This is a genomic window from Salarchaeum sp. III (assembly GCF_036418315.1).
Lineage (GTDB): Archaea > Halobacteriota > Halobacteria > Halobacteriales > Halobacteriaceae > Salarchaeum.
On the sequence record NZ_JAZHPG010000026.1, the window covers coordinates 73,286 to 88,831 of the forward strand.

The 15,546-nt window shown below is 59.1% G+C and carries 14 protein-coding genes; 5 read left to right on the top strand and 9 right to left on the bottom strand.

Translation table 11 applies throughout. The annotated features are described in order from the left end of the window. Window positions 1-243: 243 nt before the first annotated feature. Window positions 244-555 carry a hypothetical protein gene (locus tag U3A55_RS09125; protein WP_330991190.1) on the bottom strand — a complete coding sequence of 104 codons (312 nt, stop codon included), beginning with the start codon at window positions 553-555 and terminating at the stop codon, window positions 244-246. A 29-nt stretch (window positions 556-584) separates the two neighbouring features. On the opposite strand from U3A55_RS09125, the gene U3A55_RS09130 reads away from it, so the two are divergent. The 3 genes from U3A55_RS09130 (at window position 585) to U3A55_RS09140 (ending at window position 3,629) form a co-directional block, all read left to right on the top strand. Continuing rightward, window positions 585-857 (top strand): hypothetical protein, encoded by a 273-nt coding sequence (locus U3A55_RS09130; RefSeq protein WP_330991191.1) that lies wholly within the window; start codon window positions 585-587, stop codon window positions 855-857. An 83-nt stretch (window positions 858-940) separates the two neighbouring features. Then, entirely contained in the window at window positions 941-2,398 is a 1,458-nt protein-coding gene (locus U3A55_RS09135) for an oligosaccharide flippase family protein (protein WP_330991192.1), read from the top strand. 25 nt (window positions 2,399-2,423) lie between these two features. Further along, on the top strand, window positions 2,424-3,629 hold the full coding sequence (locus U3A55_RS09140) for an FAD-dependent oxidoreductase (RefSeq protein ID WP_330991193.1): 1,206 nt from the start codon (window positions 2,424-2,426) through the stop codon (window positions 3,627-3,629). Window positions 3,630-3,764: 135 nt separating this feature from the next. Here U3A55_RS09140 and U3A55_RS09145 read toward each other — a convergent pair whose 3' ends face one another. From U3A55_RS09145 to U3A55_RS09180, 8 genes are all read right to left on the bottom strand, one after another. After that, complete coding sequence (locus tag U3A55_RS09145; RefSeq protein ID WP_330991195.1) at window positions 3,765-4,169, bottom strand: HVO_A0114 family putative DNA-binding protein; 405 nt, start codon at window positions 4,167-4,169, stop codon at window positions 3,765-3,767. 23 nt (window positions 4,170-4,192) lie between these two features. Then, complete coding sequence (locus U3A55_RS09150; protein ID WP_330991196.1) at window positions 4,193-4,498, bottom strand: toxin-antitoxin system TumE family protein; 306 nt, start codon at window positions 4,496-4,498, stop codon at window positions 4,193-4,195. 167 nt (window positions 4,499-4,665) lie between these two features. Next, window positions 4,666-5,595: a DUF368 domain-containing protein gene (locus tag U3A55_RS09155; protein ID WP_330991197.1), complete on the bottom strand. Its 930-nt coding sequence runs from the start codon at window positions 5,593-5,595 to the stop codon at window positions 4,666-4,668. Further along, entirely contained in the window at window positions 5,596-8,805 is a 3,210-nt protein-coding gene (locus U3A55_RS09160) for an oligosaccharyl transferase, archaeosortase A system-associated (RefSeq protein WP_330991198.1), read from the bottom strand. Window positions 8,806-9,203: 398 nt separating this feature from the next. Next, window positions 9,204-10,739 carry a flippase gene (locus U3A55_RS09165; protein WP_330991199.1) on the bottom strand — a complete coding sequence of 512 codons (1,536 nt, stop codon included), beginning with the start codon at window positions 10,737-10,739 and terminating at the stop codon, window positions 9,204-9,206. A gap of 399 nt (window positions 10,740-11,138) precedes the next feature. Further along, window positions 11,139-11,870 carry a UTP--glucose-1-phosphate uridylyltransferase AglF gene (gene aglF, locus U3A55_RS09170; RefSeq protein ID WP_330991200.1) on the bottom strand — a complete coding sequence of 244 codons (732 nt, stop codon included), beginning with the start codon at window positions 11,868-11,870 and terminating at the stop codon, window positions 11,139-11,141. A gap of 144 nt (window positions 11,871-12,014) precedes the next feature. Continuing rightward, window positions 12,015-12,839 carry an FkbM family methyltransferase gene (locus tag U3A55_RS09175; RefSeq protein ID WP_330991201.1) on the bottom strand — a complete coding sequence of 275 codons (825 nt, stop codon included), beginning with the start codon at window positions 12,837-12,839 and terminating at the stop codon, window positions 12,015-12,017. A gap of 272 nt (window positions 12,840-13,111) precedes the next feature. Then, complete coding sequence (locus U3A55_RS09180) at window positions 13,112-13,564, bottom strand: hypothetical protein (RefSeq protein WP_330991202.1); 453 nt, start codon at window positions 13,562-13,564, stop codon at window positions 13,112-13,114. Between the two features lie 201 nt (window positions 13,565-13,765). Here U3A55_RS09180 and U3A55_RS09185 point away from each other — a divergent pair, with 201 nt between their 5' ends. After that, complete coding sequence (locus U3A55_RS09185) at window positions 13,766-14,041, top strand: hypothetical protein (RefSeq protein ID WP_330991203.1); 276 nt, start codon at window positions 13,766-13,768, stop codon at window positions 14,039-14,041. Window positions 14,042-14,636: 595 nt separating this feature from the next. Then, window positions 14,637-15,539, top strand: a complete 903-nt coding sequence (locus U3A55_RS09190; protein WP_330991204.1) for a glycosyltransferase — start codon at window positions 14,637-14,639, stop codon at window positions 15,537-15,539. Window positions 15,540-15,546 lie beyond the last annotated feature (7 nt).

Consider the following 15,546-nt stretch of genomic DNA (forward strand, 5'->3'; position numbering starts at 1 on the left):
ACGGGAGGCGCGGCAGCTGGCGACGTGAGAGGAGGTGCGCGCGGACGATGGAGAGGAGTTATTCGAAACGAGTCGACTCCAGGACGTCATTGAGGACGAACTCGGGCGTGCACACCCTGAGGAATGGCGAGGACAGCGTACGCGGCGGCTGTCGTAGAAGCGTGGCGCGAGCACGCACCCGGCGACAGCGATCAGAGCGTCAGTATCGACGAGAATCGGATACTGTGGACCATCGCCTGCCATCTAGACGAGGTACTGACTGGTGTCCTCGTCGGCGGCCGCCGAGAACTCCTCGATGTCCTCTTGGAGGAGCTCAAACTCGTCGCCGAGGAGTAGCCGAGTTGCTTCCTCGGAGACTTCGCCTGCCTTGTAGTTTTCGTAGAGCGCGATCTTGTCCTCGTCAGTCATCGCCCGTCGGAGCATGTCCGTGAGACCCGTGCGCGCCAGCTCGCTGATGTTAATCCCGCCGAGGTGGATTGAATCGAGTTCGCCAGCAGCTTCCTTCAGCGCGCCCGCACGGAATTTAATCGTGTCGTCGTACGAGCCCTGACTCATAGCAATAGGTAAGAGCGTGCCAGAAATAAGTGTTCTCCCACAAGGGTACGTGTGGGAACGTCTGCGATTTTCCTACGCTACTCGAAGGGCGTGATTGCCCCCTCTCGGAGGAACACGGGGTCGGCATCCTGTGTGACTTCAACGGCGCGGCCGAGAGTATCTCGCTACTTGCGGACTACGGCTTGCTGTTCATCGTCGAGGACGGCCAGGCGAAGCGCCCGTACCTCCCCTACGAGCGCATCCACCTAGACGTCGAATTCGTCGGCCGGCCGTCCGGTGAGGGACCCACACCGGCGCGATGAACGTTCGGCCGCTGATCACCACCGTCTGACCGCAAAGTCCGGACGAGTACGCCTATCAGGTTCGCGTTCGAATCTGTGTTCGAATGAGCGACGAGGGCGATATCGCGGACGCCGCGTTCGGCGTGCAGGCCGGGTTCGGGTTCGCGGGGAAGGCCGCGACGGCGGTCGTGGGGTTCGTCGGGTCGGTGGTGCTGGCGCGCGCCCTGGGGCCGAGCGACTACGGCTTGTTCTACGTCGCGCTCTCCGTCGCTGCGTTCTTCGTGAACCCCGTGACGGGGTGGGCGACGGCGTGTAAGAAGCGGTTGACGGAACCGGATTTCGCGGCGAGCGAGGCGGTGGGGTCGCTCGCGGTCGCAATTGGCGTGCTCGGCGTCGTCGGCGTGCCGGTGGGGTACGTCGTGGTGGACGCGGTGACGGCGAACCCGGTGTTGCCGCTCGCGGTGCCCGTGCTGTTCGTGCCGCTCGCGGCGTACCGGTCGTCGACGACCCTGCTCTCGGGGCGTGCGAACTTCGCGCTCGCGGACTGGGCGCTCGTCGTCGAAACCGTAGTGACGACGATAGCGCAGGTCGCGTTCGTCCTGCTCGGGTTCGGCCTCTGGGGGATGGTCGGGGGTGCCGTGACGGGCGCGCTGGTCGTCCTGCCCGTCGTGTATCGCTGGCTCGGCGTCCGGGCGCGTCTTCCCTCTCGGGAGTCGCTGCGGTCGGTTGTGGCGTTCTCGAAGTGGTCGATTCCGCGCGGGTTCGTCGGCACCGGGTTGTCGCAGATGGACGTGCTGCTTCTGGGGTGGCTGGCGGCGGCGAGCGCGGCGGGTAACTATCAGGTCGCGCTCAAGGTGTCGATGCCCGCGACGTTCGTCTCCGGCGCTATCACGGCGGGGTTGATGGGGCGCGTGTCGGCGCTCGCGGGCCGGTCGGGCGGCGACTGGACGCCGGACTTCCGGAACGCGCTCTCGACGGGGAGCGTGCTCGCCGTCCCAATCTTCGTCGGGAGTCTCGTGCTCGCAGAATCCATCGTCGTGACGGCGTTCGGCGGCGCGTACGCGGGCGCTGGCGCGTTCCTCGTCGGTCTCGCAGCATACCGGCTGCTCGAAACGCAGACCGCGCCCCGCGGGGCCGTGCTCGGCGGCCTCGACCGCCCCGACCTCGGGTTCTGGGTGTCGGCCGCCGAACTCACAATCAACGTCGCGCTCGGTCTCGCGCTCTGGTACGCGTACGGCCCGCTCGGCATCGTCGCCGCGACGGTGGTGACGCAGGCGTTCGCGTACGCTGCGAACACCCTGCTCGTCCGCGGCCTCACCGACGTGCAGGTCGTCGTGACGCGGCCGTTCCTCGCGCAACTCGGCGCCGGCGCGGTGATGGGTGGTGTCGTGTTCGCGGCGAAATCCAGCGTCGGAATCGGCGGCTGGCCCGCGGTTGTCGGCGTCGTCGCGCTCGGCGCCGCCGTCTACTTCCTCGTGCTGTTCGCGGTCTCGACCTACCACCGCGAGACCGTGCGCGGCATCTGCGCCGACCTCGCTGGGTCGCGTGACGGCGGACTCTAAGGTGCTGGCAGTTCCAGAAGTCGGTATGGATACCGAAGTACTGGTCGTGGGTGGTGGTGCGACCGGCGTGGGGGTGGCGCGCGACCTCGCGATGCGCGGCGTGGACGTGGTGCTGGCGGAGCGCGGTGGATTGAACGCGGGGACGAGCGGGCGGTCGCACGGCCTCCTGCACTCGGGCGCGCGGTACGCCGAGCACGACCCGGACGGCGCGCGCGAGTGCATCCGGGAGAATCGTATTCTGAAAGATATCGCCGGTGAGGCCGTACGGGACACGCGGGGGTTGTTCGTCCAGCTCGACTCGGACGACCCCGGGTTCTTCGACGAGAAGCTCGCGGCGTGTCGCGACCTCTCGATTCCCGCGACCGTCTACGACGGCGACGACGCGCGCGGGCTGGTTTCCGGCCTGCCTGACGGCGTGGAGCGTGCATTGGAGGTGCCGGACGCGGTCATCTATCCGTCGCGTCTCGTGGCCGCGACGGCCGGGAGCGCACGCGATCACGGCGCCAGGATTCTGACGCACACGCCAGTAGAGGGCTTGCTCACGACAGGTGGGGAGGTTAGTGGGGCGTCCACTTCTGAGGGGGAGATTCGTGCTGAGCACGTGGTGAACGCGACGGGTGCGTGGGCGGGCGACCTCGCGCGAACGGCGGATATCGACCTGGAGATGACGCCGACGAAGGGCGTGATGGTCACGGTCGAGTACGACGACCTCGATACCGTTCTGAATCGGTGTCGGCCGCCCGCGGACGGCGACATCGTCGTCCCGCACGAGGACACGGTGGTTCTGGGGACGACGAGCGTCGAGGTGGACGACCCCGACGGCGACCTGGAGAGCAGGGAGGAGGTCGAGCGGATGCGCGCGGAGTGTGCGGACCTCTTGCCCGCGGTTGCGGACGCCGCGTTGGACCACGCGTACTGGGGGGTGCGGCCGCTCTACGAACCGAGCGGTGTCGCTGAGGGCCGCGGAATCAGTCGGGGGTTCTTCGTGCTCGACCACGCGGAACGCGACAGTGTGTCCGGGTTGACGAGTGTTGTCGGCGGGAAGCTCACCACGTATCGGTTGATGGCGGAAGCGACCGCCGACCACGTCACCGACCTCCTGAATGTCGACGCGGAGTGTCGGACCGCCGAGGAGGAGTTACCGGGCGCGGACGACGTGGAGGCGTTGGATTCGTTCGTGCGGGAGTTCGACGCGGGCGGGCCGGCGGACGTGGACGTACTCAGTACGTGAACGCGGGAGAATCGCTCTCAAAGCGGTACTCTAGCTCACCGGAACTAGTGCTCCAAACGCTCCGTATCCGTCTCAAGAGAGGGACGGCTGCAAAGTCAACGTCGATGCTCGTGGCATCCGCTCACCGAATGATTGCTACGAGGTTGCTGCGCCGATAGTCTCGTTCGAACCAACAAACGGGAGGTCGATTTCGAGACCATCGTAGACTAGCGTCGGCCGTTTCGCTTGCCCCGGCCCGCCGCCCTCGAACTCGATAACACCGATATCTTCGAGTTCAGAGAGGTTTCGGTGAACCTGTTTGTAGTCCCGATCCACTATGCTGGCGGTCGCGCGAATGCTCTCCGGGTCGTGCTGGGAAATCGCGTCCAGTAGCTCCAGGTTCTTCGGACTCAGCAATCGACTGAGTTCGGCGTACGACCCGACGTTCAGCACCGGCTGTGCGTCCTCAAGGTCGTCCCCGTCCTGAGCGGCCTTAATGCGGTTACGCGTGCGCTGATCGAGGCGGTCACGGTCGCCGACGGTGACTTTGAGCGTTGGCATGGTGTGTTCCTCCTGGCGGCGTCCTACTCCGGCCACTCCCACGAGACGGGCGACAGCTCTTCAACGTCACGTGTGAAGCGATCGTAGAGCGTCAGCATCCCGGGAAACTCGATGGTTTCGACACCATCGCGGGTGTGGCGTTCGTGGCCTTTTGTCCGTTCGTGGGCGTTGTCGTAGCGAAGGATGGTGTCGCCACCGACTTCCCCGAGGTGGAGGCCGTAGTCCCATCCACTTGGATACGTCTCAGCCTGCGTCTTTCGGATGGTGACATCGACGACGTAGCCGTCTTCGACAGCCTGCCAGTCTTCGATGGTGGTGTAGGACGCCATCCGCCACCCTATGTTACTCCCTCCATACACATAATCCTATGGACGCCACTACATAGGCCGGACAGCGACGCGACTGCGCCAAACGTCGCCAGCCACGCCACGTGACATTCGCCTCGCCGTAACCGGCGAGGCTTCCCCTGCATGGGACTCCCAGTTAGCACTCCACGTCAGGTGATGTCGCCGGTGGTGTGTTCGAGCGCGGCCACGGCGAGTGCGCCGACCGCTGCGACGGCGAGCAGCGCGAGCGCGGTTTCGGGCGTCCACGCGGTTGTTTCGTCGAGAACTATCTGGCCGGGTGCGCGGAGTGCGCCCGCCATGAGTGCGACGAGGAAGGTGAGGGTGGCGGCGCGGTAGGTGTCGAGCGCCCACGCGACGACGCGCGCGAACGACACGATACCGACCGCGGCGCCGAGTGAGAACGCAGCGAGCGTCGTCACGGGGTCGACCGCGTCCCCGAGCGTGCCGGCGAAGACGGCGTCCGTCGCGGTTTCGACGGCGCCCGTGACGACGTGGTACTGGCCGAGTGTGAGGAGGAGGAGGCTGCCGGAGACGCCGGGGAGCACCATCGCGCAGATGGCGATAGCGCCCGCGACGAACATCGTCACCAGTCCCGTTGGGAGCGTCGCGGACGCCTGCCCGCTCACGGCGAACGCGAGCGCGAACCCGAGTAGCGCGACGAACTTCCGGTTCGGCGTGGTGAGGTCGAGTTCGCTCCACAGCACGACCACGGAGGCCGCGATGAGGCCGAAGAAGAACGCGTACGTGAGTGCGGGATAGGTCGTTCGCGCGGCTTCGACGAGGTTCGCGACGGTGACGGCGGCGGAGACGACGCCCAATCCGAGGACGGCGAGGAACGGCACGTCGAGCACGCCGAGGCCGGCGCGGAGTTCCGCACGGGCGTCGTCGCGGTGGACGCGCGCCAGGAACGGCAGGAGCGCCCACGCCTCCCGGGGGTCGAGGCCGGCGAGCGCCGCGATGAGGCGGTCGTAGATGCCCGTGATGAGCGCGATGGTGCCGCCGGAGACGCCGGGCACCGCGTCAGCGGCGCCCATCGCGACGCCCTTCAGGTAGACCGCGAGCCAGTCGCGCGCGGACATCTAGACGGGGCGCGCGACGAACGCGGTAGTCGTGTCAGCTATCGCGGCCGTCGGTCCAGTGGTCGACCCACTGGTGTCGGTGTCCGTCGCGAACGCGTCGAGCGCGGACGGCGAGACGAGGCTGGACGTGTTCGTGTCGTTCGTCGTGTTCGTCTCGCTGTCGTTCTCCGCGCCGCCGGGCACGTCGAGGACTTCCTTCGTCAGTTCGACCTGGACCGTCTCGTCGGTCTCACCGAGGACCGCGCCCTCGGAAACGTGTTCTGTCGCGTTGTACGTCACCGTGTACGCGGAGTCGTTCACGGAGGCGGGCGTGCTGAACGTGTACGGACCGGCCGCGCGCACGCTGACGTTCGTGTGACCGTTCTCCGGCCCCCACTCGTCGTAGCCCGTCGTCGAGTACGGGAGCGTCATCGTGAACTCGCCGTTCTCGTCCGTGGTGACTTGCTGGGTGTACGTCGTCTGGTTCCCGATGAGCTGGTTGCCCTGGTAGGTCGTCGCGTTCAGCGTGACGGACGCCGTCACGGTCGTGTTCGCGGGGCCGGTGCCCTCTACGGTCGCGCCGGGGACCTTCTCGAACAGCTTCACCGCGCTCGGGAGGTTCGTGAACTGCGACCCCCGAATTATCTGCTGGAAGCTCACGGAGTCCTCGCTGGTGCCGACGAGCCGGTAGTGGTCGAGGGCTTCAACGTCCTCCACGGGCGTGCCGCCGAGGCCGCCGATCTGGCTGGTGGGCTGGCCCTGGCTCGTCGAGTCGTTCGCGACGAACGCCTCAGCTTCGGCGCGCGTGTCGAAGGACTTCGTCGGCGAATCGTTCTCGCCGCTCGGCTGATAGACACGGAGATAGCCGCCGTCAGACAGCGGGATGTTACGATCCCAGTCGATAACCGTCGTCCCGCTCGCTTCGACCCGGCTCCCGTGGTAGCGGTAGAGCTGCACCATCATGCTCTCGTAGTACGCCTGACTCCGGAGCTGGGTCTGCTGCTGGACCGCGCCCTCGCTGTTCAGGACGTAGAAGGGACTGTAGAAGTCGTAGGCGGTGGCGTTGGTCGCGAACTGCGTGGGCGCGCTGAACTTCGCGCTCAGCGACGCCATCTGCCAGTCCACCGCGACGTACCGCGTCTCCTCACCCGGACTTCCGAGGTTCTCGAGGATGTCGTTCGCGGCCGTCTCGTTCCCACTCAAGAGGTAGTTCGCGGCCGTGGTCGCGCCCTGCTGGAACGGGTTCGCGACCGGGATGCGTTCGCCCTCGACCGTAATCCAGTGGCCGTAATCCCACCAGCTCATCACGCCGTACGCGCCATCCGGATACTCGTAGTCGTCAGTCTTCGAGTACGTGCCGTAGTAGTCGAGCTGGTCCGCGTTCTCGGCGTCACCGAAGTTGCCCTCCGCGGGCGTGTTCTCGTTCATCCAGTCCAGCATCGAATCCCAGGACAGCACGGACGACTGCGGGCCGGTGTCGCCCGTGGAGACGGCGGTGCTGGAGGAGACGTTCCCGTACTGCGTGCTGGCGAACGTGAACGGCACCGCGAGCGGAACGACGAGGACGAGGACGACGAGCGCGACCGCGAACACCTGGCTCGCGTCCACGTCCTCGAGTTTCTGGGTCGCCGCCGCGCTCGCACCGACCATTCGGAGGATTTCGACCGCCGCGAACCCGCTCAGAACAGCGATGGGGACGGCGAGGTAGTAGTTGAACCGCACCTGCGTGAACGCCGCGGACGTGAGGAACACGCCCCAGACGATGAGGAGGAGGTGTTCGGCCGGCCGGTCGTCCATGATGGCGGAGACGGCGATAACGAGGCCGATGACGGCGACGCCGATGAGCTGGGAGTCCACGCCCACGAAGTCACCGAGGCCCTGCATCACACCCGGGAACGCGATCATGCCGAGCACGACGAGCGCGGACGCGGCGACGAACCCGACGCGGTTCAGGTTCCGGTTGCGGAGCGTCGGCCGCCACAGCAGCCACGCGCCCGCGAGCACCGCGATGAAGAACGTCAGCCCGTAGTCGAGGAAGATAACCGCGAAATCACTGATGCCGTACCGAGAGGCCTGCGAGAGGAACGGTTGGGCCTCGCTGATGGTGCGCGTCGCAGCGCCGGCACCGAAGCCGACGAACCGCAGGAGGTTCGACTGGACCATCGAGAACAGGCTCGGAATCGCGACGGCGACGACGCCCGCGCCCGCGAGGATGACGCCGCCGACCGTCACCGGGTACAGGGTGGTGTCGAGGTTCTGGGCGTCCCACTGGCGGGCGAGCCACGCCATGAACGCCGCGCCGAACGCGACCGCGAACGCGAACAAGGGCTGGAGGAGCGAGGGCTGGGACGCGCTGAAACCCATCTCGCCGAACGCCAGCAGGGAAAGCAGGCCGGTCGTGGTCATGCTCACCGCGCCGACGAACGCGACGTGGTCCGGGCTCGTGCCGTTGTAGTAGTCCGAGCAGAGTTGCACGACGAAGAACGCGCCGAAGATACCGACGAGGAGGACCGCCGGCGGCCAGACGAACAGGTAGAGCGCCGTCGCGACACCCGCCAGAACACTCCAGCCGAGCGGTTCGCGGAGTGCGGCGAACTCGCGCTCGACGACTTGCTCCCAGACGGGGCGTTCGCGCTCCGCGACGGACAGCGCGACCATCATCGCGAGCACCGCCAGCGACATGAACAGCGGCTCCGCGACGTTGTGATCCGCCGACCCGACGAGCGACCGGGACAGGAAGAGACCGGGTAGAAGGCCGAGCACGACCGCCGAGATGACGCCACCGAGACGCCCCGAGAGGCGCTTCCCGATGAAGTACGTTGGGATGGCGATGAGCGTCCCGAACACTGGTGGCGCGAACAACAGCGTCATCGCGACCGTGTTCTCGCTCGGACTTCCTAGGCCGACGACGAGGGCCGCCGTCGCGATGAGCTGGTCGAACAACGTCCCGAACTGCCCCACAGACGTCCCGAACGGGAAGTTCGTCCACGGGTCGAACGGCATCGTCGACGGCCAATTACTCACCGTGTACTGAACCTCCCGGAAGTGATACCACGCGTCGTTCCCCGAGAAGTACACCTCACCACTCCGCGTGAACGCATCCCACGACTTCGCCCGCACCCAGAACATGAACGCAAGCACCAGTGCGAGCGTAGGATACTGATAATACTGTTTGAGCCAGTCCCCAGCGCGCTGGAGGGCCTCGCCGGACTGGTCGTCGTCGTCGCTCATTGCATTGAGGGTTGGGGAAGACGAGGATAAGGTTTGTGAAAGCGAGGAGGGTTCGTCTATGCCTCGCGCCCTCCAAACGCAACCCGTGAGCCGATGAGAATTTGTCGAGTACGTACAGCTGACAACCGGCAACAGACGGACACTCGCTTCCGCCCCTCAACATCAAGAGTATCGGCTCGTGATTTGCACGATGGAGCGCGGACTAACGCACACTAGTCGAACGTTCTTGTGTGGAAAGCCGTTGAGAGCATTTGCACGCCTCGAACCTGAGAATCAGGAATACATCCGCGAGCGCATCTCAAACCTAGCAGGTTCCAACAGGATTAATAGAACTACTGGCAGATTTTCGGAATGTCTCGATCGCCTAGTTGTAGGAATGGACCTTGACGTGCAGATGGTTACCGCATGAGGAACTTTGCAATGTCTTTCAGCGGGCCAAGGTTGATGTCAAACCGATCCTCGAAACTTAAGACGAGCATGATTTCTTCCTCTTCAATCCCTCCAAATCGGATGATAACTAATCCATACAACAGCATGAAGATGGAGAACATTCCAATAAGGACGGGAATCGTAATAGGGAAGAAGGTCCGCGTAACCCAGTAAACGACGGCGACGAGGATAACGGCGACGACTCCGGGCTTGACAAGAGCCGCCGAAAAGGGATGAATACCCGTCTCTCGGTAGAGTTGCGTTGAGTAGAGGAGGTTGAGGATTATATAGGAAACGGCCGTCGCCGCACCTGCCCCCAAGTAGCCGTACTGCGGAATCAGCAGGAGATTGAGGAGGAAGTTCAGGACCGCAATCGCGATGTTATCCCACATGATGGTCCGCGTCCGTCCGATCGAGGTGAGCGTGTTAGCGTTCGGGCCCGCGATAGCGTGGGAGAAGTAGGCAATCGCCAACAGCGAGAGCGCCGTCCCACCCGCCATGTACTTTTCGCCGAATGTGACAGCAATGGTCATCTCGGGAAAGAGGGCAACCACGAGGAAGACCGGCAGCGTTCCCATAAAGACCCACTTGGTGATTACCTGGTAGACACGATGCATCTCGTCTTGTGCTCCCTCGGCGTCGAGTTCCGAGATGATGGGCATGAATAGAAAACCAAAAGCGGAGATACCAACAGTCAAAAGTTGGGCAATCGGGTAGACGACGTTGTAGACCCCCACTGCGGCAGTGCTCGAGAAATACCCGAGCATGAACGTATCGAGATCTGAGAGGATGAAACCCATCGCAGCGGTGACGACCAACGGGGCAGAAAAGGAGAGAAGTTCGCGCCGCCTCATCACTGGTGTGACGTCGGAGAGCAACGACGTGCGACGCAATACGTACCAGAGACCCACCAGGGCTGCAATGACATAGGCCAGAGCGTAGGCTGTGGCGATTCCGATCGCACCCGCACCAATGACCACGGCAATCCCGACGGCAGTGAAGCGCGTCACTGGGGGGGTGACATTTTGGACGACTACCTTAGGGAGTGCCTCTTGGTTGCCCTGAATAACGCCAATCGAGAGGTTCATCAGCGCGGCGAAGGGAATGGCCAGTCCGAACACACGGAGGAATGGTGCTACGGATGGGTCAGTGAAGGCGTGCCGAGCAATCGGACCGGCGAGGATGGCGACCGTCAGGCCAGTCGCTGTCGCGAGCGGAAGGGCGATTTGGAAGCCGGAAACAAGAATCCCTCTCCGCTCTTCCTCAGTCTCATATCGAGGGAGGTATCGGCCGATACCGGAGTGGATGCCCAGCAAGGAGAGCGTTGAGAGCAGGCCGAGCGTGGTGACCCCAAGGGAGACGGCCCCATAGTTGACGGGGGTCAAGACGCGAGCGATGATGACCTTCGCGAAGAAAGAAACACCGAGTTGGACGACGAGCCCGATGAAGAGAATGCCACCACCCTTGAAGAGTTTCCGCACAGCGCCGTCCAGGGAAGTGCCCATGATGTAACTCAAAGAGGGGGATGCGTATGTCTTGCGAATCGGTGTGCCCCTCCCGAGAACACGAGTCGGGTCTTTGAACCATGACAAGGGTCAAGAAGTGAAATTATTTTTAAACAATGTAATAACAGACTGAGGGGCGACGCTCTCCCATAGTTGCCCAGAGGACGATAGTCGTCGATTCGGGAATCCGGGAGGCAAGGTTCATCAAGTTTGAGAATATCGCCTCCTTGCGTCGAAGGTCAGTATCATCTACAAACCCGAGAACGGCATCAATAGATTTGAGGGAGTCATCAACTAACGGAATGAAGATGCTTATGATCGTCGACAGCTGGCATTGTCGACCGGTGATGAATCGATTACAAAGAGTAGACCGGGTAGTCAGGCTACAGAATCTCTTCCTCACTCGGCCGGTGCCTCATCGAGTTCTTGGAGACGTTCTTCAGCTTTGTCCCTGTCCTCGGGATAGCCCACGTCGATACGCCAGCCATCCATTCGAATCGCGTCGATGGTCCGGCCGGACTGGATGAGAAGGTCGATGGCATCCGAAAGTTCGTACTCCCCGCGGTCTGAAGGCTGGACCAGGTGGGCAGCATGGAAGATGGCCGGTGTAAAGGTGTAGAAGCCAGTCATGACGAGATTGCTCGGTGGGTCGTCGGGTTTCTCCACGACATCCACTATCTCGCCGTACTCGTTTGTGTTACAGACGCCGTACCGGGATGCTTGTTCGTAGGGGACCTCTTCGACGAGGAAGGCTGCGTCGGTGCGGTTCTCCTGCTGTCGATTGACGACATCCTCCAAATTGGCCCGGAAGATATTGTCCCCAAGCATGAGCATGAAGTCGTCGTCAATATGCTCCTCAGCGGTGAGGAGGGCGTGGGCCAGTCCGGCTTGGTCGCGCTGATGGGCGTAGGTGATGGGCGTGTCGCGGTACTCGTCGCCGAAGTGGCTGATGATGTCTTCCTTCTGATAACCGACGATGACGATGAGTTCGGAAGCGTTGAGGCCAATGAGTTGGTCGAAGACGTGTGCGAGGAGGGGTTGGCCGTTGACTTCGACCATACCTTTGGGTTTGTCGTCGGTTAGCGGCTTGAGACGGGTTCCTTTGCCGGCAGCTAGAACGACTGCTTGCATTGATATCTTATTGGTGTATCGCAGGAAATAGATTTTGCTGTTATATTATTGAATAGGTTGGCGCGTTGAAATACTTTAACGCCGAACTCAACGTTTATCCACTTGCTGTTGAGTTCGGGCTTTAGTTTTAATGGCCTAGAAGTTTTATATACTATCCCTAACAGCAATATAATTAGTGGTCCTGAACTTTTCATTGAGTTCGTTGTATGAGTCAATATGGTACAATTTACCATTTGGGAGAATTCTATAAATATCGTAACCATACTCATCGAAAAAGTAGTAATAATCTCGGAAATACGTACGTGTATCTATGTTTGCACCCCCGAACTCAAAAGTTATATATTTTATACTTTGGGACGCAATCATATCCACAGAACCATTTAATACTTGCAATTCGTGACCCTCTACATCAATTTTTAACAAGTCAATTTCCGCGATTTCCTCGTCTTCGCAATAGTTGTTGAGCGTCTCTGTTTCTACATTTTCCTTTTGATCGAACTCAATATCAAAGTAATCAAGTTTCCTATTAGTCATCGAGGCCAAGCCCGACCCCTGTTCGTTATAGTGAATGGTTGTTTGGCCACGTTCATCTGACAAAGCAAAGCCATTCACACATTTTCTCCCATCTGTTGAGTATTTATCCTTCAATTGGTTTTTGAGGTGTTGTTGAGGCTCAAATAGATGGAAATAGGCTTGATCAACCTGTCTGTCCACCATATCTGTGTAATCACCCATATTAGCACCAACGTCAAAAATAATTTTATTTCCTTCTATACTTTTTAATAATTTCGTTATTACTTGTTCGCCACTAGATTCTACTCCTGCACCTGCTCCGATTCCCTGTAGATATTCCAATTCAGATACCACCAGCTCCAATCCTTCCTGCGAAAGTCGGTGAGAAGTGGCAGACTTCACAAATCTATTTCTGAATGCGCCTCGGAGTAATTTTGCCGCCAGTTGTTTTAGCATACCATAAATGACTGATGCGTGCTGTATAAAGCCGACCATCATCCGATTAGCTCAGTATTATATAAAGGCACAATAAGATAATGTCATATATCGGGCACTCCTGATGTATCTTCAACCAGGTGTCATAGGATTGGATGTTGAGGGGATTACGCCGGCTGCCCTGAAGTTCGACGGAGACGCTTGCCAAAACCTCAGTTCAAAGATTATTGGATCCAATGTAGGGACGAGGACTTGACGAAAATGAGTGCAAAATATTCGAACTTATCCGGTCGTCAGTTGATCGCCGCGCTCATTTCGGGATGGCCAACCGAGTCCATGAGTGCGGATTCAAGCCACTCCCATTCCCTACTACTGATGTCCTCATATAGCGGGACGACTGGGATGTCACCCAAGAACGCCGCGAAGACGGAAAACGTGCTTGGTGGTGTCATCACGACATCACAGAACGACAGCTCGGTGAAACTCTCGACGTAGTGGCCGTCGCCACCAGCGATTCCGGTCGTGAATACGAACCGGTCATCGACGAAAACTGACTCCGACTGTGGTTCGTCCGAAGCTATAACAAATCCTACCTTCTCATTAGGAAATTCACTTGCAAACTCAAGAAGCCGTTCGCGGTACTCGGAAGGCTCGATAAAGTATCGACCGTCTCTCCAGTTCCGATAGTCCCCCTGTCTGACGAGCACGCCGACTAGTATGTCAAACTCGTCGCGGAGTGACTCCACAAACCGATTGGCGACGGTCCGATGCTTATTCCCAGGTTGCAACAGTGACCGAAGGTCTTTTTGGTGTTTTTCTATGAGTGGCCACGCTCTGACGTTCCAACCGGCGACGAGTGAAACCGATCGCGACCGCAATCGATCGACATTCTCCTGTGCTACCAGGTCAAACTGATCGTATCGGTCGCCGGTGAACTGGAATCGTGTATGAGTTGGACCAGCGATGATGCTCTGTGCGTCCGAGCGATAGCAGGCGATTCGATGAAGGGCCTTCAAGCGGAGTTCCTTAAAAGGAAAGGGGGAGGACTCGATTACGGGAAGTTCACTCGCAGCAAGCCAGCTGAGTACGTTCCAAGGACGCTCGAGGTCAGAGGAGTCAACAGGGGAGCAGGCGAGCGAATCGTTGCCGTAGTCTGCCACGTACGGCGAGAATGCAAGATTAATCAGGTCAAACTCGGGATATTCCAGAGAGAACGCGAGTAAATTGGCGTAGTTAAGCAATTGGTTCCCAAGTCGACCGCCCCCTGCAGTGAAAATAAGTGTGTGGTCACGGTTTTCCATTGTATCTGAGTATGGACTTGAGTTTGAGATAAATAAGTAGTGATGTATGCTCCGGGCAGGATGCTGGAATAAGGCTCTGTTGAAACCCTCTTGCAGTCTTGCGGTTTACTGAAAAGCCAGTTTCGTAGCGGATCCGTCTGATCCGGTTGGAAGGGCCAGCCTTCTCAATGTTAACTTTAAAGCATTTCAACAAAGCCTGGAATACCAATTGGCATAGGACTCTCCGAGGAGGCTCATACAGCGAGTGATGTCGATGCAAGAACTCAACAGATTAATCCCAGACGGGGGCATCATCTTAAGTATAGAACGGAACGTCGATTTAGCCAAATCACTTCGGGATATGATCCCGTCGTTGATGCTTACAACCCATGGCAAATACAGTTACGCTAACCACAATATCCATTAATGATACAATAGTTAAAGAAAATAGAATGAATTGATGCAAAATAAATTGTGTGTACAACCAGAGAGGAGTATTATAATATCGTTGTAATCAGATCCAGTGCGTAAGACCAGTATGCAAGAAGGAATTGCCCTGTTCGTTTACAATCGGCCACAGCACCTAAATCGAGTTTTAAAGAAATTAAAGGAAAATGACATCAATCAGTTATATATATTCGCTGATGGGCCGAAGGCAGAAGAAGGTGAAGAGGATTTGAGAGATATTGAGAAAGTCAGAACCCAGATCGACGCAATAGACTGGTGTGAGACAACGATAATAAAACGTGATGAGAACGTCGGATTAGCAAAATCCATAATTACTGGAGTTGATAGGGTTTTTGAGGATTATGACCGGATAATTGTTCTCGAGGACGACTGTATGCCGTCTAAAAATTATATAAGTTATATGAGAAAAATGTTGGATAAGTATGAGAATAACGGACGAGTGATGAATGTGAATGGGTACAGCCCGCCGATAAGAATCCCTGACTCATATGATCCCGACATATACTTCACATATCGGAACTCGTCATGGGGGTGGGGGACGTGGAAGTCGGCTTGGGAAAATTACGTATTTGAGCCTTTTGACCTGGATGAATTGGAATCCAATAGGGAGGAATTAATCAAGGTAACCCGAAAGGCTGGCCACGATCTCTATCCAATGATGAAGGAGCACTTAGAAGGAGAGATTAATTCATGGGCTGTCTGGTGGTCATATGCTATCGCTAAAGAAGGAGGATTGTGTGTTAATCCAATAAAATCACATATCCAAAACATTGGTCATGACGATTCGGGGACGCACACGACCAGCACGGAAAAGTTTGAGGTGGACCTATCTCCGAAGCCAGTAACTGAGCTGGACCTGCCCGATAACCCATTTATAGAAAGCACTATCAATCGCAGATATAATAGAGCAATAGCGGGAGGAAGGCTAGTCGAGACGAAGCTGAAAATCCTGAATAAAATACGGTCAATATAAGAGCGTG

What these genes read in the sequence shown, in the direction of transcription:
- U3A55_RS09125 (WP_330991190.1), bottom strand. Translation starts at nt 555, where the DNA reads ATGAGTCAGGGCTCGTACGACGACACGATTAAATTCCGTGCGGGCGCG.
- U3A55_RS09135 (WP_330991192.1), top strand. Translation starts at nt 941, where the DNA reads ATGAGCGACGAGGGCGATATCGCGGACGCCGCGTTCGGCGTGCAGGCC.
- U3A55_RS09140 (WP_330991193.1), top strand. Translation starts at nt 2,424, where the DNA reads ATGGATACCGAAGTACTGGTCGTGGGTGGTGGTGCGACCGGCGTGGGG.
- U3A55_RS09145 (WP_330991195.1), bottom strand. Translation starts at nt 4,169, where the DNA reads ATGCCAACGCTCAAAGTCACCGTCGGCGACCGTGACCGCCTCGATCAG.
- U3A55_RS09150 (WP_330991196.1), bottom strand. Translation starts at nt 4,498, where the DNA reads ATGGCGTCCTACACCACCATCGAAGACTGGCAGGCTGTCGAAGACGGC.
- U3A55_RS09155 (WP_330991197.1), bottom strand. Translation starts at nt 5,595, where the DNA reads ATGTCCGCGCGCGACTGGCTCGCGGTCTACCTGAAGGGCGTCGCGATG.
- U3A55_RS09160 (WP_330991198.1), bottom strand. Translation starts at nt 8,805, where the DNA reads ATGAGCGACGACGACGACCAGTCCGGCGAGGCCCTCCAGCGCGCTGGG.
- U3A55_RS09165 (WP_330991199.1), bottom strand. Translation starts at nt 10,739, where the DNA reads ATGGGCACTTCCCTGGACGGCGCTGTGCGGAAACTCTTCAAGGGTGGT.
- aglF (WP_330991200.1), bottom strand. Translation starts at nt 11,870, where the DNA reads ATGCAAGCAGTCGTTCTAGCTGCCGGCAAAGGAACCCGTCTCAAGCCG.
- U3A55_RS09175 (WP_330991201.1), bottom strand. Translation starts at nt 12,839, where the DNA reads ATGCTAAAACAACTGGCGGCAAAATTACTCCGAGGCGCATTCAGAAAT.
- U3A55_RS09185 (WP_330991203.1), top strand. Translation starts at nt 13,766, where the DNA reads ATGAGTTGGACCAGCGATGATGCTCTGTGCGTCCGAGCGATAGCAGGC.
- U3A55_RS09190 (WP_330991204.1), top strand. Translation starts at nt 14,637, where the DNA reads ATGCAAGAAGGAATTGCCCTGTTCGTTTACAATCGGCCACAGCACCTA.